This window comes from Levilactobacillus mulengensis, assembly GCF_003946045.1.
GTDB classification, from domain to species: domain Bacteria; phylum Bacillota; class Bacilli; order Lactobacillales; family Lactobacillaceae; genus Levilactobacillus; species Levilactobacillus mulengensis.
Map to the genome: position 1 here is coordinate 1 of NZ_RHNW01000023.1, position 20,824 is coordinate 20,824.

Sequence of the window (20,824 nt, forward strand, 5' to 3'; positions counted from 1 at the left end):
GCATAAAATCTAATTTAAGTTGCTCCAGTTCAAGTATCCCAAGGGCTGAAGCCTATTTGAGTACTTTCAACCTTTAGTGCGATAATTATACTCGCCTGAAATCGGTTTGCAATAAAGGATTCTCGCAAATTTTAACTAGCTGAAAACCACCGGCGTCCCCTGATTGACGCTGGTTAAGCTCCCCATTGGCCCTGCTTTTTATCCAGTCAGCGGTTCTCGTTCCCGACCATGGGAAGGTCAGTATGGGAAATTAAGAATTTTATTATCAGGTCACCGGCATTTTTAGCGCAAGTTCGTATCCGCTTTCATTCACGTCCTGATAAACTTTTGCCACTTTCCCATCAAACGGGTTGCCGAGGAAAGCCCTTTCTGACAAGCGTTTGAGACTGGCAAACGTTTCAAAATTTGTTACAATGGGGTCACCGAAGGGAGAAAGATAATGGCGAGCAACTCAGATTCAATCTATAACGTCCTAACCTTTATCCACCGCCACCAAGACCGGGTGCGCTTTATCCAGCAGCGCAACAGCAACGTCATCGCGATTGGCGTGCCGGACACAGTTTCCGTGGCCAATCCAGAGCTCTACTTCCCCGTTGGCCACCTGCTGGTCAACCGGATGGACGATGACTTCTTGGCAATGAACGGCGACCTCCTCAACGATTTCTTCGAGCGGACCCGCAGTTCTAAACTAGACTATCGGGAAGTCTGGATCACGACCAGCCACATTCCGGCTGAGCAGACCTATTTGGTGGAGATGTCATTTGAATAACACATGTATTGAAAAACGGACGGCCAGCCGGCCATCCGTTTTTGTTTTGTCTTCATTTATGGGTTAAACGCGTGTTGCTTTCGCCTCCGGGCTGGTGAAAACTGGGCCGTGACGCTGTGGGCGCACGTCTGGAGCCGAAGGGCGGTCTCCAGACTTACTTTGAGCCGCTAAGAAGCGCGTCTCAAAGATAGCAGTTGCCTAAGCGGTAAACCGCTAAGGCAACTCCCACGGCTGAGCCCATTTTCACCAGCCCTGCGGCTGACACTGGTTTAGCCCGTAATGCCATTCGCCATTTTCTGTTATCGTTGTAACACTGTCTGTTAATTATTTGTGACGTTTTTTAATCACATTTTTATTGTCGTTATCCCCTATCCAGCTATACGATTGGAGAGCACATATTGACCGCCCTCAGCCAGTCCGAGTGTAGCCGGAGGCAGTCAGGAAGGCCCACCTGTGTCGGTGCTGTTGGCCGGGAGTTTTTGCCCGGCCTTACAGCACGGGACGTGGGTGAGACTTGTGCTTTTCAAGGCTCACCCACGAGGTCGAAGACCGCTTCTTGGCTTCGACCGTTCCCCACAGGTTGGCCTTCCTGAACTGCCGCAGGCGCAACGCTACACCCCACACTACTAGCTGAATAGTGCGTGGGAAGCCCAGAGGCCGCCACCGATGACCAGGACCGCGACGATGAAGAAGCGGAACAGGGCCGCGAAGGCTACCAGGACGATGGCGCCGATAATGAACGTGCCCACGATGCCTAATAACCAGCCGGCCAAGCCGAAGACCAGTCGCAAGATGGGAAACAGTAATAACAATAGTAATAGTAAAAAGATCACGATGATCGCTCCATTCTGCCCGGGGAACCCCGGTTAAGTCGTATTCTACACGATTTTATTCGGGTTCGCATGGATTTGATATTTAAATATTTATAAAGGGCCCGCGCCCCTACCAACTAAAAAGCGCACCCACAATCGTAGGCACGCTCACATTTTATATTCAGTTAACCTATGGTAATCTGTTGCCGACCATTCTTCTTGGAATGGTATAGGTTGGCATCGACCCGCTTGTAAAAGTCCAAGGGGTTGTGGTCACCCTCGTGCAGCACGGAAACCCCGACGGAAATGGTCACCTGTAGTGTTTCCTCGTTGTACGGAATTTTAAGATTCTTTACCGCGTCAAACGCTGCCTCAGCCACCGGTCGGGTACGATTAATATCATATCCCGGTAACAGAATATTAAACTCCTCGCCCCCGGTCCGGTAGAGAATGATCTCCGGATTGATGGCCCTAATCGTGCTGGCCACGGTACTGGCCACCTGTTTCAACACTTCGTCACCGGCTAAATGCCCGTAGGTATCATTCACCCGTTTGAAATGATCGATATCAAACATGACCATCGCCAAATTTTTCTTGTGGGCAACACTTTGATGGAAGTAATACCCAATAGCGTGGTCATATGCTGCATAGTTCTGCACGTGCGTTAGTGCATCCCAATTGGCGGACTGGAACAGCCGATTCTTGATACGACGGTCCTTGTCCTGAATCCGGAAGTATCCGTACATTAATGACGCTAGCACGGCGTAGTCCGCAATTTCAATCCAATACGTGCCCCATGGAAGATGGAACCGGAATTTAACAAATAACCATAACGCCATCCCAAAGCCCAAGGCCACCGTGATGTAGCGGGTGTACGGCGCACGCCAGAGGTGGGTACTTTGTTGGTAAGAAATCATGTAGAAAAGCACAAACAGGAACGTGTATCCCCAAGAAAGAATAGCGGTCACGTTACCATTCATCACCATGAACCCCACCCCGGCCAACAAGATTAGCCAGTTAGGAATTTTTAATTGCAGGAAGTACGCCGCGAAGATTAGCAGTAGGAGTTGGAAATTGGTGAACGTCCACGACAGGTGGGTGTCCCGCACTATCAGCTGTAGGGCGAAGACGGAGATTACCGCACAGGACGTTCCCAGTAACACCTGAATCCGTTTTAAGTTATGGGGCTTACTGCTCGACTCCACCTTGGCAGTCACCCAGGTGAAGATGGACCAGTAGAGAGTGATGATTCCCAAGACAAAGAAAATACTAGTAATGATCGGCGGCACTAGCCACATAGTCCATGACATGGAATCAGTCTCCTTGTTTTTTCAATGAATTAACTGGTAAAAACCAGTCGCTGTTAGTAAATTAACTTACGCTTAAGTATAACGCAATAATTTATTCATAGCACCCACTATAGAACATTTTATATAATAAATCCATAGGGCTTTATATAAATTAATATGTCAGGGGTTGAACGATTAGCCGTTTTTGTAGTCAGCCCCTATCGACATTTTTTGTCTTTGCCCCCTATCCCATTTCGTCAAAATAAAGTATGATAGGAGCAGACACCTTTGGAAGGAGGACCTGATTACCATGTACCGTTATTTTCTTCAGCCACAGCTAGATGTTTCCAACAATTCGTTGATTGGTTACGAATTATTGATCCGCCAACAGGTCGATGACAAATGGGTCCTACCCAAAGACTTCGAATCCATTCCCATCGACACTCAGGCCGACTTGATGAAACGGACCGCGCAAAAATTGCGTCTTAAGATTGGGTCCGTTTCATTTAACGTCAATCAGCATCAATTCATCGACTGCACGATTGCTAAAGCAATTGTCGCCGCGCAACAACAGATTTATCCCGTAAATTTAGTCTTGGAAGTTACTGAAGAAGAAACCGACAAGGCCGTCACCAACGAACAACTCATCGAACAGGTCCACTTCTTCGATGATCACGGCATTCAACTGAGCCTGGACGACATCAGTACCGGGGTCAACTCGTATGATCACCTGAAACCAGTCCTCCCCTACGCCAGTGAAATCAAGTTTGCCATGCAAAACTTCCGGGCAGAGGGCCGTGCGGATGAAATTCCAGAACACTTAAAATTTTGGAAGAAGATTGCTCAAGAGTACAAGCTTCGGCTCATTCTTGAAGGTGTGGAAAACGCCGAGGAAGACGAAATGGCTAACGACCTAGAATTGGACCTGCGACAAGGCTGGTACTACGGCAAGCCCCATTTATTCAAGTTATAGTTTGGGATCATGATATTATCTATTTTACAGGCGATTGAAGGTTGCTGCTGTTTAGGCCCTTTGATGGTCTTTTTATTTGGTTTCTTAACTATAGAAGCCACTATTCCAGTGATCTCTGTGATCTGGGGTATACTCTTTTTAATGTTAGTGGCGTTTGTTTTATTGGCTAGAAATGGGATTCTGCTCATCCTGATGAGGAGGACTTTATATGTTAAATGTTATAGTTGAGTACGCAATTTTTGTATTTTCAATTTTGATGGGGATTGCAACATTAGCAAACTTTAAGGCGTATGTCAGTGGTAATGGTTTGCTGAAAGTGTCCGGAGCTTTTAATTTACTTAGCCCATTACTTATTGCTGTATTTCTTTTTCTAGGCACTTCAACGGAAATTAAAATTGCTGTCACTTGTGCCGCTATTATTCTTATCGGTGCTGCCATTATGCATGGAATTGCGATTAATAATTTTCATTTAAAACATCACATCGTTAGAATAATTGTTTTTTGTTTAATGTTGCTATTGGTTTGGGTATAGAGCGAAATTTTTACGCAAACTAAGAAGAACAATTTAGCTACCCTATTGACGCCCTGTATAGTCCTAGACTCTTGTCCACGAAAGTATGATTCAAAACGGTGTAAGCAGAAAAGTTGCCCGGCGTTTCGGTTGTCTGGAATAAAGTTTAAAAAGTGGCTGCCCTTTTGGCTGCCATTCACAATAACACACACACATAAATGAGGCCCAATTTCAACAGGGCAATGGAACTGTTAGCGTAACGGCTAACGGTTTTTATTTTGCCATTATGTACCAAAAGAGCCTACTCAATCTATTCGGACAGAGCATTCAGCAACAGAGGTTATTAGTTTTTGCCCCTTTTATGTTTTGCAGGCTAGGTGTATTTTATTAGGTAGAAAGCGGGAAAACAATATGGCTAACTTATCACACGTTATCACCCTTGCTACACTGGCTATTTCCGTTATTGGACTAGTCCTAGCAGTACGTAACTTAGTTAGGGTGATGCGGCATGAATAAACAAAAGAAAGTTGACTACGAAAAGAAAACGCAAGTTGCTACTAACATTGGTATTACACTCGTGCTAGTTCTACTAGCGTTACGGTTATTCTAAGGAGGCAGTAGCATGAGTAATAAGGTTCTAAAGAAAAAGATTAGTCGTCAATGGATCTATTTAAGAATTGCCGTTGCAGTTGGCATGATATTAGTAGTTGCCAATATATTATTTCAGTAATCAAGAGGGTATCACAATGAAAAGTAAAAAGGCAACTGCGCTACTGTATGGCTATTGATGTGATTAGTTTCCTATCCCTACCTGATTTTCAGATAAACACACCGGCACCCAAGGGGGCACTACAATGAGTAAACGAACCGTGAATACACTGACCGTTATTTTCTTTGCACTAGCTTTCATCATCTTAGCGGGAAAGGCAATTTTAAAATAGGTCAACTACCAACCATCTTTCTTATTCGGGGGATGGTTTTTAATTTACGTTCAGCAGGTTTATAATGCCTTACAGGTAACACACATATTAGGGGGTAACTAAATGATTAGGTTAACATGCAAATACGCCGCTCCTCTCATGCTTTTAGGAGCAGTTACAGGGGTTGAAATTGCTATGGGGACGCCTACAGCACATGCGTCAGTGACACCCATTGTAACGCCCGCACAAACAGTTAAAAACCAAAAAAAGTTAGATACTCTATTTGACAAAATAGATATTAGTAAAGCATTCGGCGTTACCGACAACTACGGCTCTGGGACGGCTGCTACAGTGAAGCCTGATACGTACAATCATCGTCAAACGTATAAGTTAACAAAGGCCACTGCATTAACCAATGAGTTTAGACATAAAACTGTTATCCTGCCAAAGGGTTCGGTTGTGACAGGATATGCTGACGGAAATGGAAATCTGACCTCCCTAGATAACACTACTCTAAGCATCAAGAATCAGAAAAAAGTGTTCAGCCGTCTAGGCAACTGGAAATATAGTTTTCTCATGATTAAGGCAAACGGTGCAGCAGTTAAATCATACACACGCAGCACTGCATTTTCTTATAATTCCTTGGCTAGTGTTCCAGCCTTGCCAATCAAGAATAACAAAGCGCCCCATAACGGTGATGAAAGAACGCGACCATTTATTACGGTCACGGCGGACAGCCAACTTGTCTATCACAGTAAGGGCACAGTGTATAAGGAAACTCGCTATGCTAAAATCAAGAGTTTTAAGCGGTCTCATTCAACGCTTACCTACTACCTCAGCAAGCCTGTTAGCGGTGTAACTACTAAGAAGACCAAGGCAGGTAAAACATACCGTTATAAGATGACTCTCAAGTTAGGCCATATTTATCAAAACGATATGATTGATTCTGACCCGGGTGAATTCAACCTTTCTGTCAAGAACGGTAAGCAGACGTTCTTCCTAGCATTCAACGATATTGCAGAAGACTACGTAAACAGCGTAACTGGTTATGAACCTGTGACTGCCCGTTATTCTAAGGTGGCAGCTGATTATATTCAAGGACTATACTAGAGCCCACCAAAAAGACCACCCATGGCATGGTGGCCTTTTATTTTTCTCTCAAATTGGTGCCCGTCATCCCCAAAACAAGCTCAGATTATAATTCTCACCTGTGTGGACCTAACCTGCCCCACTGCACGACCGAATTACTGGCGGATGTTCGCTGCATTTAAGATGGCAGATAACCCTCACCCGGGACATGCTATCTCTCATAGATCTAAGGCGTATCCTCTGTAATCATCCCCGTTAATAAAGACAACCGTTCACGTAGCAATCTGGAAAACTATTTTGACCGGGCCGAACTGGAACACTTTTTTGAGTGCTTGAACGATGATGATAATGACCCGCAAGCGAACGTGTTTTTCAGGTTGGCGGCTTTCAGTGGTATGCGTAAATCTGAAATGCTCTGCCTGCAATGGTCGGACATCAATTTCAGTAAGAACACGGTGACTGTCTCTAAGACGCAATCACGGGGCGACAACGCGCGCTTACTGGTACAATCACCCAAGACAGCCCGCAGTAACCGAACCGTTTACCTTGACCCCAAAACGTGCCATATTCTACAGCAGTGGAAACTTGAGCAGAGAACCCAACTACTGCAATACGGATTCAACGTTAATCAGGGGCACAACCTTATCTTTGCTAACGAGAATAACGAAATGTGTCAGCCCTCTAAGCCGCGTAAATGGTTAGAGCATACTCTCAGCAAGTATGATTTGAAACACGTCACAGTGCACGCTTTCCGCCACACGTATGCTACGTTAGCATTTGAGGCCGGTGCCTCTATCAAGTCGGTGCAAGACCAGTTGGGGCACTCTAGCTATAAGACCACCTTAGATATTTACACGGCGGTTACGGATAAGGAAAAGAACGAGGCAACGGAGAAACTTGCCAGCTACTTAAATTTCTAGTTGGTGTAAATCTACAGCGAGCAGGAAAGTTGCCCCGTGTTTCGGTTGTCTGAAAAGTGACTACGTTTCTGACTACAAAAAGTGACTACGTTTTTGACTACGTTTTGATGGTTATCCACAGAAACCCATGCAAAGCCCAATGTACTAAAAAAGCCGTCATATCAACCCCCGTGAGGTCTAATGACGACTAATACAAAACTACTATTGGGTATACTGGGAATGACCCCCACTTCTTTATAAATGCCTACACACCAATGATAGCAATGGTTTTAACGCTTAGTAAATAATGGTTGGCTTACCATTTGGCTTACTTTACAAAAAAACCACCGTTTCCGGTGGCTTCATACTTGCGCGGGGCAGTGACTGTTAACTTCATCGGTTAACAGTTTTTTTATTTATCAATATAAAAATAATCTTTCGGTGCTTCAGATGGCCGGCCACGTTTCCAATGACTATTTACTGAGCCATATTTACTAGGTACAGGATCAGGACTCATAGCTACAAATCTTCGCCCAACTGAATCCATGAATATGTTGATTCGACTATACTCTCTAGTTGGTGTAACAAGCGTACAATTTTCGTGATTAATGCCATAAACATCTATAAAATCCATATTATCACATTGCTTTCCTGTATGCCTTTAATAAAAAAGAACTGCTCCATCAAAAGCAGTTCTTCATAATATTAGACAAATTATTGTGGAACAACATTAGTCGCTTGAGGTCCTCGATCGCCTTGTTCAACATCGTAACTAACTTTTTGCCCATCGTCAAGACTCTTAAAACCGTCAGTTTGAATTGCTGAAAAGTGTACGAATACATCTTTATCATCTGAACCAGTGATAAACCCAAAGCCCTTATCAGCATTAAACCATTTTACAGTACCATTTTGCATATATATATCCTCCTAGGAATCAAACCAAAGTAACCAAATTGAATTAACATCTAAGAAAATAATAGATAGCAAAGATGAATGATACTTATAACTTCCGAACATGTCAATTTAACTAACTTTAACACTTTAATTCGATGTATGCAACCCTAAATAATTCAAGCGCACAGTTTTTCATATGATTAAATTTGCTGGTGCTAACGGATAATCGTTCGCAAGCCTCGCTTCGGGTGAAACGTTTCTCAATGATATAATCATGCAGGATAAATTGATACTGCGTATTGTGGATCGCATTTAACGCGTCATCAACCTCTTTTAACTGATAAGATAGGTCAACATAGTTAATGAGGCTAGTTTCAACACCATTGCCGCCGCTGTGACTAGGAGCCACGCTTAAAACCGGACTAGATACCTGATTAAACGTCCGAATTTCCTGTTTTAGTTTGGCATACTCTTTTAATAAATTACGGATCTTCTTAATATCTTGACGCATTGGAACCACGCTTTCTGATTCCAAATATATGTATAAGGAGAGGGAGTCGCAATCTGCGGCTCCCTTACTAACAATGAATTAAATGAATTACTTAAGGACACCTATATTATAACATTTCGTTTAATTAATTTCACCTATTACATTTTTAAATGAAATTTATTCATCAATGTTTTTTATTCGCTTGTCAGCCCACGGAGTTGCTGGATCATGCTAACCACTTGGTAAGGAGTCTGCTTCATATCCACCACCCGGTTTTGATACCAGAATTGTGTTAGCAACGACACCGCAAAATCATATTGCTTATATTGGGTTAAACCAGCCGTAGTGCTAACGGCGGTCTGCACATATTCCTTAGCAGAATCTAAGTAGCCCTGAATTAAGGTATCATCTTCGGTCAAATCCAATCGTAAGCTGGTTTTAATATCATCAACCGTCACTGCCATAAAAAAACTCCTTTCTAACTATTAGACAAAATCAATGCTACAAGCGCAAGTATAGCTGGTAGTCCTTGAGAAAAAATAATCTTTTTATTCGCTGTAAAGGCCCCGTATATAGCGGCAACCACAACAAAACCAACAAAGAGATATAAGTTCCATATTCTAAGTTCATTAGGAAATACAAGCATGGACAATAGTATTCCCACACCAATAAAACCATTATATAATCCCTGATTAGCCATACTTACTTGCACCTTTTCTTGTGCTAAATACTCTTTTGGCAAATCAAAAGCATTTCTAGCAATCTTTGTTTGTGTCAAAAACATTTCTAGCACCATGATAAAAAGTGCCTCTAATGCCACTGCAAAAACTAATACGTCACTAATCATTTTCAATTTTTATCATTCCTCTATTTTTTGTTTAAGTCAATAATAGCATACAACGTCCATCATTATGTAACAGGGGTGTCAAATTAACACCCCCTTATGTCCTTCTACTTACCGCTGGTTGTTGTTCCTAGTGCCACATTAATCACGGCAGACTTATCAATCACTTCATAATCGTTCCGCACGATCACTGATAATCCTTGGCTGAATTGGTCGAACTTATCCCATTGGGCGGTTACTTGGTTACGCCGGAAGACCGCCACCGCTTGCGACAAATCACCCGCGATCATTGGGAATGTGCCGTCAGCATTGTTGGCCAATAGCTTATCACTGATCATGACGACCGGTGCCCCTAACAAGGTAAAGCCACTAGGTGCTGTCGGGTTAGGTTGCAATAGGTAACGGCCCTCGCTATCTTTCAAAGTATCAAGATAGTTGAATCCGGATTGGTTAACTAACCACATCTTGCTCAAAGCAGGGTCTAAGGTCACATTGAAAATCTTTTTAAGATCATCAATACTGGTGGCCGTTGCTTTAGCAAAGCTACTACCCGTTAACAGTCCCATGATCTGCGTGTTGTCGGTATTATCCACCAACTGTTGCAGTTGGTTCTTGACCTCGCTCACAATATCAACTTCGGAATCCTCAACGACTTCATTTGATAATGCAATCTTACCGGCGCGTGTCTTAACATCAAACGGAACATCGGTAAACATATTGGCGTTAACATCGTTAATATCGGCCAGCTCTTGCTTGGTAGCCAGTACCGCCTTTTGTTGGCTGGTCGAAATTGGATAAGTTCCCGTACCCGATGAAACCTGTTTAACCGTTGCGTATTGGGCTAGATTGTATTTTGATTGTTTCAATTGGAACACGGGTGTAATTAATTCCTTGGGAATTACTGCACTGGCACCGTCGGTGGTTAGGCCGTCACGTAATTCACCATGTGACCGTACATATTGTTCAAATGCTGGAATACCGGTTTTGTTTTCATTGCCATTGGGATCAATAATTGTTTGTTTTGCCATGTTGTCAGGCTCCTTTTCTTGGTTAATAAATTTTTCATAGCTACGGGTATCAACTTGCACATTGGTATCGTCATAAGCGGGAACGGCCACCACTGACACATCGAATAGGCTTTTGACTTGGTTAATGGTTCGGGTGATATTGCCATCGTCATCTTTAGTCCATTCGTCGGTATCATCATCACTGTCAAAGCCAAATGAGCAGGAATCAACGTTCCCACTTTGAACTTCTTCGTAGACGTCATTAGCAAACGACGTATTCGGCAACTGTGCGGTGAAATGTAGCCCCTTGTCGTCTGTTTCTAGCGTCAGCGTGCCCGCCTTGACGCTGGCTAACACTTGAGTGTAGTCGTGGTTGTTGAGCATAAGAACGTTTGATAAATCGACACCATCAAGCGCCTTGGGGGTTACAATCTCGGTAAAACCACCTAAATCTTTACTTGGTGAGTTCCACACAATGGCATAACCACTAATTGTTTTCCCCTTGCTTGTTTGGGAATCTTTAGGTTGCGGGTCTGCTGAATTTTCAGCTGGCCCGTCTTCGGGTGTTTCTGGCTGCGGCGTTTGTGCTCGCAATTCGGCGTCAATCGTTAACCGTCGGTCTTGTTTCATGAATTAGTCACTCCATTCTTTTGTAAGTTTAAGAAAATATCACCATCATCAGTTGGTGGCAGTCCAATCTTGGCCCGGGCTTCATTGCGGCTCATAATGCCGCCCGTAAATCCAGCCACCGCTTGGGCTTGCTGGGTCTGCGGATCAAGGCTCAATAATTTTTCCGTATTGAACGTGAAGTCATGGCCAAGCTTGAATGATAGTTCGCTGGTGAAGCTATCAAAGTAATGCTGTAACGTCCCTTGTAGATACTGCACGCCACTTTGCTCTTGGTTAGAATGATTGTTTTCTACCCCTAAGCGCTCTGGTGGCAAGCCAAAGGCTTTGGCAATTTGGCGGGTCGTCCAGTCATTCGAGTTGACCAGCTTTAACACGTCAGTGTTCAAGGGAAGATTACTGATATCCATACCATCATCAGTGACAATCGTATTAACCGCATTTTCTCCGGTGGTAGTTTCATCAAACTGTTTTCGGACATTTTCTTTGGCTTCTTTGCCTAAGTCCGTTTGGTGCAATTTAACGATGGTGGTGCCGTGCACACCGGCAGTAAAAAAGCCGGTTAGCAATTTATTGCCGGCCGACTGAATCTGGCGCTCATCTTTCAAGGCATATAGTGGACTGATCCCCGATACCCCGTCTTTGGTGAAATATTTGAAATGCAAGATGTTGTTAGGCGCGATCTGACGACACGTTCCACTGGTTGCCGTATAAGTATAGGTCAACTTGCCGCTCACATCGTCTTGCTCAACCACCAATTGATTGTTGGGAATCAGTTTCAGGGTGTGATTAGGTAAAATCTCCGCGAAACTATTGCCATTGAGAAGCAGATTGGCCGCCAAGGCGTATTTAAAATGGTAACCGTCCATATTGCTATTCGGGTTCTGATTAATCATGGTATTAAAAATGGCCGTATCACAAACGATCGGGTTGCTGGCAATGTCGCTCGCAATAATGTTAATCGCCGCGTAAATGTCACTGTTGCGTAGTACCGCCGCACTCACAAACGTATAGGGGTCATTACTAGACAGACTAACCAAGGCGTCAGCCACTGGATCATGAGTGCCACTGGTGGTGCTTGCTTTAACAAAAATGCTCATGGGTTCACCTCCTTTTCTTCATAATTAATCAGTAGTGCCAAAACGATCAGGCTAACTCCGGCCAGCATGATGGCTGCATACCACCCTAGCCAACCGCCGACACCAACGACTAGCAGAACCAGCCCCATAATCAGCAGGATTGCCGATAGGTAATTAGAACAGATCCGTTGCAGTCGCATAATATTCGTTCGCATGTTGGTTCGCCTCGCTTTCTTGGTAATAGTCCATACCGGCCACATAAGCATTAATTAACGCCGCTATCGGGTCAATCCGGTTGCTATTGCGTGCCTTATCCAGTTGCCAGCCATTATTCAACACTTTCAATATGGCGTTATTGACCGCATAAGCGAGAATCTGATTGCCATTGTGTTTAATGTGACCCGCATACAGCTGATCACGGAAATTTCGGGTGGGAATATTCAAAGTCAACGTCCCTTGCCTTACTTCAAACAATGGATAATTGAATTTTTCAAACTTAGTAATTAACGTTTGCGCGTTATACGGGTCATAAGCGATTGCTTTCACTTTCCAGTTGTATTTCCCGACCAGTTTTTGTACAAAATCAAATAGCTCGTCATAGTCAATAATGCCGCTGTCTAGTCGGGTGATACTACATTCACCAGCGCGCTCCATTGACCGATAATCAATGCCATCACGTTTAATTTTTGAATCAAGTCCATACTTAGTCCCGATCCATGAATGACTATCACAATAAAATTGACCGTTGCCAATCGGCACGAGCCAACTAACCGCGGTCAAATCATTGCTTTTCGATAAATCAACGCCAATATACACATCACGCCCCCGCAAATTGGGGATTTCATCTAATTTACCAGCGGCCCAATCGTCCGCAGAAATATAACTATCCTCACTGGCTTGCAACCACATGTTGAAGTTCTTCACCAGCACCGGAATGAGGTTATTTTGCTTAATGGCAAGGTCAACATCGGCCTGAATTTTCTCCGTCATTCGTTGCTTGACGTGTGGTTCACTGAACAACGGGTTTGCCTTGATCCAATTGGCTTGATCGTAAACTTCTTCGCGGTCGTCTAGTTCCCAAATTGCCGCAAAGTAGCGATCAGCTTCAATCTTCCCCTTTAAAACGTCTGTCAACATCTCATATTCGGCGTGCATGGGGACGTTGAGGTTAAGGCCCGAGGTGGAAATCACCGCCAACAGGGAATTATCTTCTTGTGCTTGACCAGACTTTAAAACGTTGTACACCTTGCGGTCTTTAGCTTCGTGCCATTCATCTAAAATAACGGTAGTCCCGGCATAACCATCAAGCGTACTGGTATCACTGGCAAGGGCTAAGGCTTGCGAATCAGTTTCTAAGTCAGTAATGGCTTGCTTCTGTACCTTAATCCGTTGCCGCATGTACTTCGATTGCTTGCGGACTTGCCGTAGCCCACTTGATAGCATGTCGTAGCCTAATTTAGCTTGTTTAAGGGCGTTGCTGACGAATAATACTTGTCGGTTGCGGGCGGGCTGACGTTCCCTTAAAAGGCCATTAGCGGCCATACCAGAAGCTAGATAGGTCTTACCGTTCTTCCGTGCCATACTAATGAACGCCCGATCATAACGGCGATTGCCGGTTGCTTTTTCACGCCAACCATACAGCTCACTAATAAGCCATTTTTGAAAGGGCTGCATAGTGAGTTGGCTACCATCAGTCTTCGGCATTAATTCGATAAATTTAACCGCCTGTGCCGCTTTGTCTTCGTCATAGTAGAACGGGAAGCTGTCTTCTTTAGAACGGCTTAAATCACGTTTAAATCGCTCGCACGCCCATTTAATCTTTTGACCAGCCAACACTTGGCCCGATAAAACTTGGTCAACATATTCAATCATGACAACATCGCCTCGAAAGTATCTTCGGGTGTCTCATCTTTCTGCTTGTTTAATTCCATGCGGGCCCGGCTCGATAGCGACATGCCTAAATCATCAGCTAAGGACTTTAGGTCTTTCATAGCTTGTGACTGCAAAGCCACGTACGGGTTGGGCTTACGGGCGCCAGTCTCTTGATTAGTTTGTACCAGCCCGTTCTTACGAATATCATTCTCGCAAGTCTGAATGGTGGCATAAGCCCGGCAGTAGCTTGCTAAGAGGGCCCGATCAAGTTCACTGATGGGCGTATTAGCTTTCAAGTACGGGGAAACACGTTGCCATTCGGTCAAAGCACGGTCGTGCAACCAATCAGGGGGCGTCAAATCAAGTGACGGGTAATCAAACAAGGCAGTCTCTGCGTCTTTGCGCTGGTCGCGTTCTTCGTTCGTTAGATGTTTCTTTAGAGTTGATAGTTGCTTAATCTTTTGACCCATTTTCGGGCTCCTTTCGCTAAATTTATATGCAAAAAAGCCACCACAGCATGGCTGAGGTAGCTCAAATGCACATATATTCGGAATTCGTTTATTATACATAAATAGTAACACTTTCGAGTAAAAAGTGCAATATATAGTATGCTGTTATTGGCTGGCATACTACATATAGTTATGCTTCACCCCTTGACTTTTTATTTATGCAAATTTTGTATAAAGTAGTAGACATTTTTTGGTTTCTGTCAATATTGGCAAAAATTCAAATTTTTAAAGGGAAATTTATGCGAGCTGTGGAGTGTGCCCGCTCTTTTCGGGTCGACCATAGCCCCCCATATCATTGATATACCAAGTTTTACAATCACTTTAGAATACTCGCGGTCGAATTGTCGGCTGCCAAATCCAACTCGGCCTAGTTTTCGGCTTAGCTCCCCAAAATTGGGGGCTGAAAATTCAGCCGCGAAGGCACCCTATCCCGTCATCTTAACGGGTCAGCTAATGCACCAAGTTAGTGCGTTGGGGTCGTAACTTGTGACCGCAGATAGTACAGCGGAAAATTCCGCTCAATAACTCGGCTGAAAGATGTGTCCAATTTTGGACATATATTGGGTATGCTTATTTTTAAGCAGACCCCCAATAAAGATGTGCGCAATTTTGCGCAGATGTACTACCTAAGTTTAAGTTAGTCACCAATTTTAATTCAGCTGAAAATTCGGCTCTACCTAACCATATTCACTTGCGAATACTCTGTATAATCGCAACCATCATCTATCACCAACTATCGCAGGCACATCACGCCTTACCACCATTCTTAGCGCTGACCTCTTTTGACCGTACTTCTCTAGCCTGCTTAGTCTTTTGATTGTGGTGTCGGTAGCACAATGGCTGTAGGTTGCTTTCGTCTAGTCGCCGTGACCAATCATCACGCAACTCTATAACATGATCGACCACATCGGCTTTACGGATCACCCCGTCTTGATAGCATTTCACACAGATAGGGTTATTCTCTAGGAATCTACGTGATAACTTACGCCATTGAGATGACTTATAGAACTGTTGATAACGTCCCTCATGTTCGCCATACATGCGCTTGTGGTACGTTTCGGCGTTAGCCTTATGCTGGTGCTTACTGCAGTAGCGTGTGTCATAGGGCACCAACTGACGGCACCCGGCATGGTTGCATTGCTTCATAATTTTTGCCATTATAATAGATCTCCTTATATACACAAAAGGCCGCCTGTGAAGACGACCTATCATTCATTATCCGTGCTTCTGATAGCGAACAAGCGTAATGACATCATAGGCGTTAATCTCATCATCACCGGCTACGTTGTTGACCCGGTAAAGGGTGCCATCAATCTTAACCAGTTGCTGCTGATTGACCTGCTTATTATGCCGTACAACAATCATCTTCGTATCTGTCAGATCATCTCCGGTTAGAGTAATCTGCTGGTTAATGGTCTGGCTATACTCACCGAACCATAGTGAGAATTGCGGTACAAATTGCGAAACGAAAGCGCCTGTATTCGGATTCTCCTCACCATTACCATATACCCCGAATTGGCAGCGGTGCTTCATACGCGATACATCATAAGTCTTCATCGTCATCACCAGTCCTATAAACCAATGCTTCACAATAGATCTTTTTCGAATCGCTCACTTTGATAAAATCAATGCTAGTGCCTATCAACTCATCGTCAATATCTTGTGCTTTGTCGACTTCCGAAACTTGCGCAAATAACTCCTCCATATTGTCAGCATGTACCATCTTAATTTTCATTATTTAAACTCCTTTTATTCTCTAAAATATTGCTTCTTAACTACATCAACAACATGCTGATTTGCCAACAGGTCATAGTAATAGTAGTTATATGTTTCCCTGCTCATAATCATTACTAGTGAAGACTGGCCGGGATAATACCAATCTACTTTGCTATCAAATATCACGCCCACTAAATCAAGCGACAAGACGTGCTCCGCTATTTTGCTATGAACGCTATCGGCCGGCCCATAATCATGAGCAATTGCAACAATTCGTGTAGTTCCACTTACCTTTTGCAATTCGGCATGATCTAACCAATCCCCAAGGTAAGGTGGTGTGTCATACTTATTACCCGCATTGTATGAACGATCACCTGCTAGTAGTTTTTCAAGATTATGTGGGCGTTCATACACGGCACATTTATCAAACTTAAATACGTCTTCAAATTTTTTGAGGTTTTCTGAACTGCTATATTTTGTGTCTCTCAATAATTGCATTTCTTGCCATTTCATACGTGTTTCCTCCTAGAACTGGAAATGTTTTTTTAAACGTGGTCCACGTGGTCCGGTGGTCCAAACGTTGATATATCAGCACTTCAAAGACACCCTGACGTGGTCCATTAGGTGGTCCAACGTGGTCCACTTGGTAAATTTCTGATTAAACTTCGCGCATATACCCATGTAGACGTTGGCCATTCATTCTAATTCGTTGACTTTTCCAACCGTCCATATTGTCCATTAACAACTTAATTCGCTTAGCTTCCGAGTTTGTTCGCCCGGTTAAATAACGATCAACTGTTTTATGGAAGACAACTTCCATAATTTCCCGAGTTGTTGTTTGATTAAGCAGTTTCCGTTCATTGCTAACTTGATCTTGTAGCCACTTAGATTGCTGACCGTAGTCACTGACATAGCTTTGTTTTAAGCTGGTACTCATTTTTCCCCAATCTGTGGGAACTTCCATTGCTAAAAACGCTTCGATGGCATCTCGCATAGGGTCGACAGCTTCCGCAGCCATCTGATACGCCTTAGCCTCTTTCACGGTGGCCTGATCCAGATATAGCGGTTCGCCATTCCTAAACCAGTACACGGCCTCCGCCAATACTTGAAGCATGTAATTCTCGTCCGGGTGCCATACATCTAATTTGGCCTTGTTGACCCCACATTTAATTGGATAAAAACGCCGTTCACCGGTCGCGTCCTTTAAATAGTCGGTTTGGTTAGTTGTGCCAATAAATACGCATTTACGCGGGTGTGGCAACGCATAGCGGCCATAACTATTCCGGTATGTGTCGGATTGTGCACTAATGAAATTTTTGATTCCCTCAATATCCGTCTTCTTCATGGCGGAAAGCTCGGCAACTTCAATAATCCAACTACCTTGCAACTGTTGATAATCGTCTTTCTGCTTACCCATTCCTTTCAACGAATCATTGAATTTATCCGGGTATAGATTTTTACCAGCCGTACTCTTGCCAAGTCCTTGGCTCCCCTCTAAGATAGGGACAATTTCAAACTTAACTCCGGGAACATAAGCCCGGGCAATAAGACCAGTTAGCCATTTCTTAGTGATGGTGCGGGTGTAATGATTATCTTCGGCACCTAAGTAATCAATGAAATAACGTTCAGCACGTGGCTGGCCGTCCCATTCTGCCGCTTCAATACGAGCCTTAACCGGATTGATTGTCTTGCGGCGTGCCTCTGTAACTACTGCGTCGGTAATGTTCTCCTTGCTGAATAACAAATTGTAATGATCTTCAATATAGCTTCTCAATAACGTGTCATCACCATCATTCCAAAAACCTTTTTTGAACAGTGAATTGTCTGCTTGTGGCGTCTTAACAATTTGTTCCGAAAACTCGTCAAATGCAACTAGCCCTTTCAACATTTCGTCATGTTCCATAATTAAGCGGATATTGTAAAGAGACTGTGTTTTGATCCCATCGTCCGAATTTTTTTTGAAATCATTCTGCCAATCAGCGTCACGTTGCATTTTGATAACATTGCTGGCCGCTTCTCGGGTCTCTGCTGGTAGATCCATTGCTTTGCCCATTAATGAACCCCCTTACTTTCTCTTTTTAAAATAGACTGGAAAATAACATTTATCTCTCTACTTGGTAGCGATGGATCTACAAAAGAATCATTTATCACCGATAGCATGTTATAAACGGTTTTTGGATCAGCACCAACGCTAAACATTCGGCCAGCCATTTTAGTAAGCCAAACGTTCCTATCACCCGTATTGGCCCCTTGCACCATCTCATCAAGCAAACGCCCAGTATATTTCTTTAACCGTGTTGTATAGGCGTATTCTGACGCACCGTTCAAATTATTGGTGCTTAATTCATCAACTATCCAATTAGGTGCCGGTTTAATATCAGCCAGTGTTCGACCAGATAAGGGTGCATAAGCCATGCCACCAATCTCACTTGGCGCAATTACAGTAAAGTCACTTAGCAGGTCAATGCCAGGCCAATTATCGACCTTGCGCACCTTATCTCCGGTATACTTAAAGAAGTAATGGAGACCACCACCAGCTGTCTTTTCAATGTACGTATCTGGTGAAAGTGTCTTGCCTTGGCGCTGTAACTCCATCAGGCTATCTTTTCCATTCTTAGCAGAATCGTGAATATCAACATCAACCACCAATAAATGCGACGTGTCTAACCGCAAGCCTAGGTTATAATCTGGGTTATTTTGAAACCAGTCCACAATGATGTTCTGGTCTCTAGTGGCTTCTAAATATCCGTGGTGGCCCTTAGGTGGTGTCTTAGTGTTGGCTGATAAAGGGTAAATTTCATACCCGCTTTCAACTAAATCAAGTGCCGCATACAACGAAGCGAATTCCTTCATTGTTTATCGCCACCAAACATATTAAATTTGTCCACGTTTGTGTAATGATTTTCAGCATATTGATGTACTACTGTAATTAACCCGATTAGGTCACCAACCCTATCTATATCGTTGTCTAAACTATCACTGGCTAACTGACTTAAAGCTCCCAATGCGTTGGCTAACGTACCTGCTTCAAACGCTAAATCATCTAAGTCCTCTATTTTATTCATTTTCATCTTTTCCCTTCATCAAAACAGTAGTGACGTGTTATAATTAAGGGAAAACATACATTGCGATATGCCTGACCTACTACTCGCCAAAGTAAAGTAGGTCTTTTTTGTATGCTCTCCCATTTTTCTTGCCTCGTATCTTTATGCCTTCTTCATTCCAACTAACGCCGTAGCAATGCCAAGAAAATAACTGGCAAGGAAACCGACCAACAGTAAACTGACTAAGTTCATAGGATCACCTCCTTAAGTTTATTCTGCCCCCGCACGGTGCAATTTAAATTGTTTTTGAAGCTAAATACTTATCCAGCTCTTTACGTTCAATACGCTTTAGTCTACCAATGCTAGTTACCTTTAATCCGTCATTAATCATCTTGTAGACTGTATTCATGCTGCCAATATTTAGTTCTTCCATTACTTGATGATAAGTTAGCCACTGATTTTTTTCGTTATTCATCTTTGCCACCTCCTGCGGTTTTATTAAAGAAACTAAAAACTATATTTGGTTTCTTTAACTGAACTTATGATACATAGTTGTTCATTTGAAGTCAAGTATGTGATACCATTTATTCAGATAGGTTTCTTATAAAAAACTGAAAGAAGGCATTCAAATTGAACCCCATAAGGTCACGCATGCTTGAACTTCATATGTCATTTACGGATTTGCAAAATGATACACAATTATCTAAAGCTACAATTGCCAGGCTCATAAAAAACGATGAAATTCCTGATAATACCAGACTTTCCACACTAAAACTAATCGCTAATTCTATAGAGTGTCCTGTCTCCACTTTATTAGCGCCTGCCGTTACTAACTATTCCATTCTTCCCCCAACTTCTGAAAAAAAGAAGGTTCGTAACGAGATAAGCAGCATAGTCTTTTCCTATATTGTTCCAATCAATTTTGATCTGATTACCAATTCCACGTTTAAAATAGATTTTTTTCAGAATATAAAAAACCAAAATCTGAACAAAATAATAATATCAGTGGAAAAAGATCCAAATTTAGCAATCGGCGGTTTGATTTTGGGAAATCAACAGCGAACTTTGAGAAGCATATTAAATGAATTGATTATTAACTGTCATTACGAAATGAGCTCTTTTGATAAAAATAATGATATATTTTGCGACTTCAACGCGTTTATTAATTCTGAATTTTCAACACAAGGTACTTTCTCTTTTAATTATTCAAACACCAGCGAGTCCCATTTTTTGCACATATACTTTTAATAATTGTTTTCTTACATAACACTGCCCCCGCACGGTACGTTATGGAGGAAATTATATATGGCAGCAATCAAGAAGTATCAGGACAAGGACGGGAATACCCGTTATCAATTTCAAATATATTTAGGCACTGATCCACTAACTGGTAAGAAAAAAACGTAAGCACCAAATAACTGACCGTCTATGATTGGCGGCAAATCCACGATATGATAACCTCATCAAATAAATTGGTGAG

General features: G+C 43.1%; 25 protein-coding genes. 6 read left to right on the forward strand and 19 right to left on the reverse strand.

Annotated elements, in window-relative coordinates:
• Nucleotides 1-439: 439 nt before the first annotated feature.
• Nucleotides 440-769: a hypothetical protein gene (locus tag EKM84_RS13520; protein ID WP_125766197.1), complete on the forward strand. Its 330-nt coding sequence runs from the start codon at nt 440-442 to the stop codon at nt 767-769.
• A gap of 626 nt (nt 770-1,395) precedes the next feature.
• On the opposite strand, the gene EKM84_RS13525 is transcribed toward EKM84_RS13520, so the two are convergent.
• Nucleotides 1,396-1,602: a hypothetical protein gene (locus EKM84_RS13525; protein WP_125766198.1), complete on the reverse strand. Its 207-nt coding sequence runs from the start codon at nt 1,600-1,602 to the stop codon at nt 1,396-1,398.
• A 164-nt stretch (nt 1,603-1,766) separates the two neighbouring features.
• The gene (locus EKM84_RS13530; RefSeq protein ID WP_125766199.1) at nt 1,767-2,891 is read right to left on the reverse strand and encodes a GGDEF domain-containing protein; all 1,125 of its coding nucleotides are present in this window, start codon (nt 2,889-2,891) and stop codon (nt 1,767-1,769) included.
• 289 nt (nt 2,892-3,180) lie between these two features.
• Between EKM84_RS13530 and EKM84_RS13535 the strand changes: the two genes are divergently transcribed.
• From EKM84_RS13535 to EKM84_RS13550, 4 genes are all read left to right on the forward strand, one after another.
• Nucleotides 3,181-3,843 (forward strand): EAL domain-containing protein, encoded by a 663-nt coding sequence (locus EKM84_RS13535; RefSeq protein ID WP_125766200.1) that lies wholly within the window; start codon nt 3,181-3,183, stop codon nt 3,841-3,843.
• 208 nt (nt 3,844-4,051) lie between these two features.
• Complete coding sequence (locus EKM84_RS13540; RefSeq protein ID WP_125766201.1) at nt 4,052-4,375, forward strand: hypothetical protein; 324 nt, start codon at nt 4,052-4,054, stop codon at nt 4,373-4,375.
• Between the two features lie 1,022 nt (nt 4,376-5,397).
• A complete protein-coding gene (locus tag EKM84_RS13545) occupies nt 5,398-6,384 on the forward strand; it encodes a hypothetical protein (protein WP_125766202.1) in 987 nt (328 codons plus the stop codon).
• 263 nt (nt 6,385-6,647) lie between these two features.
• Nucleotides 6,648-7,283, forward strand: coding sequence for a site-specific integrase (locus EKM84_RS13550; protein WP_263853644.1), 636 nt, complete (start codon nt 6,648-6,650; stop codon nt 7,281-7,283).
• Between the two features lie 693 nt (nt 7,284-7,976).
• On the opposite strand, the gene EKM84_RS13560 is transcribed toward EKM84_RS13550, so the two are convergent.
• The 17 genes from EKM84_RS13560 to EKM84_RS13640 all read right to left on the reverse strand — a co-directional run bounded on the left by EKM84_RS13560 (nt 7,977) and on the right by EKM84_RS13640 (nt 19,819).
• Nucleotides 7,977-8,177 (reverse strand): cold-shock protein, encoded by a 201-nt coding sequence (locus EKM84_RS13560; protein WP_042522391.1) that lies wholly within the window; start codon nt 8,175-8,177, stop codon nt 7,977-7,979.
• Nucleotides 8,178-8,295: 118 nt separating this feature from the next.
• Nucleotides 8,296-8,667: a hypothetical protein gene (locus tag EKM84_RS13565; protein ID WP_125766203.1), complete on the reverse strand. Its 372-nt coding sequence runs from the start codon at nt 8,665-8,667 to the stop codon at nt 8,296-8,298.
• A gap of 173 nt (nt 8,668-8,840) precedes the next feature.
• The gene (locus EKM84_RS13570) at nt 8,841-9,110 is read right to left on the reverse strand and encodes a head-tail connector protein (RefSeq protein WP_125766204.1); all 270 of its coding nucleotides are present in this window, start codon (nt 9,108-9,110) and stop codon (nt 8,841-8,843) included.
• Between the two features lie 14 nt (nt 9,111-9,124).
• Nucleotides 9,125-9,499 (reverse strand): DUF1304 domain-containing protein, encoded by a 375-nt coding sequence (locus tag EKM84_RS13575; RefSeq protein ID WP_087609393.1) that lies wholly within the window; start codon nt 9,497-9,499, stop codon nt 9,125-9,127.
• Nucleotides 9,500-9,597: 98 nt separating this feature from the next.
• Nucleotides 9,598-11,127, reverse strand: a complete 1,530-nt coding sequence (locus tag EKM84_RS13580; protein WP_125766205.1) for a phage major capsid protein — start codon at nt 11,125-11,127, stop codon at nt 9,598-9,600.
• The gene (locus tag EKM84_RS13585) at nt 11,124-12,224 is read right to left on the reverse strand and encodes a phage portal protein (RefSeq protein ID WP_125766206.1); all 1,101 of its coding nucleotides are present in this window, start codon (nt 12,222-12,224) and stop codon (nt 11,124-11,126) included. Before EKM84_RS13585 ends, EKM84_RS13580 begins: the two co-directional genes overlap by 4 nt.
• Nucleotides 12,221-12,418 carry a hypothetical protein gene (locus tag EKM84_RS13590; protein WP_125766207.1) on the reverse strand — a complete coding sequence of 66 codons (198 nt, stop codon included), beginning with the start codon at nt 12,416-12,418 and terminating at the stop codon, nt 12,221-12,223. Before EKM84_RS13590 ends, EKM84_RS13585 begins: the two co-directional genes overlap by 4 nt.
• Nucleotides 12,378-14,075 carry a terminase large subunit gene (locus EKM84_RS13595; RefSeq protein WP_125766208.1) on the reverse strand — a complete coding sequence of 566 codons (1,698 nt, stop codon included), beginning with the start codon at nt 14,073-14,075 and terminating at the stop codon, nt 12,378-12,380. The genes EKM84_RS13590 and EKM84_RS13595 overlap by 41 nt, the downstream gene beginning before the upstream one ends.
• On the reverse strand, nt 14,072-14,545 hold the full coding sequence (locus tag EKM84_RS13600) for a phage terminase small subunit P27 family (RefSeq protein ID WP_125766209.1): 474 nt from the start codon (nt 14,543-14,545) through the stop codon (nt 14,072-14,074). The genes EKM84_RS13595 and EKM84_RS13600 overlap by 4 nt, the downstream gene beginning before the upstream one ends.
• 786 nt (nt 14,546-15,331) lie before the next feature.
• Nucleotides 15,332-15,742, reverse strand: a complete 411-nt coding sequence (locus EKM84_RS13605) for an HNH endonuclease signature motif containing protein (protein WP_125766210.1) — start codon at nt 15,740-15,742, stop codon at nt 15,332-15,334.
• Between the two features lie 57 nt (nt 15,743-15,799).
• Nucleotides 15,800-16,117, reverse strand: a complete 318-nt coding sequence (locus tag EKM84_RS13610) for a phage head closure protein (protein WP_164511411.1) — start codon at nt 16,115-16,117, stop codon at nt 15,800-15,802.
• Between the two features lie 10 nt (nt 16,118-16,127).
• Entirely contained in the window at nt 16,128-16,319 is a 192-nt protein-coding gene (locus tag EKM84_RS13615; protein WP_125766212.1) for a hypothetical protein, read from the reverse strand.
• 14 nt (nt 16,320-16,333) lie between these two features.
• Entirely contained in the window at nt 16,334-16,813 is a 480-nt protein-coding gene (locus EKM84_RS13620) for a hypothetical protein (protein ID WP_087129058.1), read from the reverse strand.
• Nucleotides 16,814-16,958: 145 nt separating this feature from the next.
• Nucleotides 16,959-18,353, reverse strand: a complete 1,395-nt coding sequence (locus EKM84_RS13625) for a virulence-associated E family protein (RefSeq protein WP_087129061.1) — start codon at nt 18,351-18,353, stop codon at nt 16,959-16,961.
• Nucleotides 18,353-19,153, reverse strand: a complete 801-nt coding sequence (locus EKM84_RS13630; RefSeq protein WP_125766213.1) for a bifunctional DNA primase/polymerase — start codon at nt 19,151-19,153, stop codon at nt 18,353-18,355. The genes EKM84_RS13625 and EKM84_RS13630 overlap by 1 nt, the downstream gene beginning before the upstream one ends.
• Complete coding sequence (locus EKM84_RS13635) at nt 19,150-19,371, reverse strand: hypothetical protein (RefSeq protein WP_225418211.1); 222 nt, start codon at nt 19,369-19,371, stop codon at nt 19,150-19,152. Before EKM84_RS13635 ends, EKM84_RS13630 begins: the two co-directional genes overlap by 4 nt.
• Before the next feature lie 268 nt (nt 19,372-19,639).
• A complete protein-coding gene (locus EKM84_RS13640) occupies nt 19,640-19,819 on the reverse strand; it encodes a helix-turn-helix domain-containing protein (RefSeq protein ID WP_125766214.1) in 180 nt (59 codons plus the stop codon).
• Nucleotides 19,820-19,995: 176 nt separating this feature from the next.
• Between EKM84_RS13640 and EKM84_RS13645 the strand changes: the two genes are divergently transcribed.
• Nucleotides 19,996-20,592, forward strand: a complete 597-nt coding sequence (locus EKM84_RS13645) for a helix-turn-helix domain-containing protein (RefSeq protein WP_223876643.1) — start codon at nt 19,996-19,998, stop codon at nt 20,590-20,592.
• The last annotated feature ends 232 nt before the right edge of the window (nt 20,593-20,824 follow it).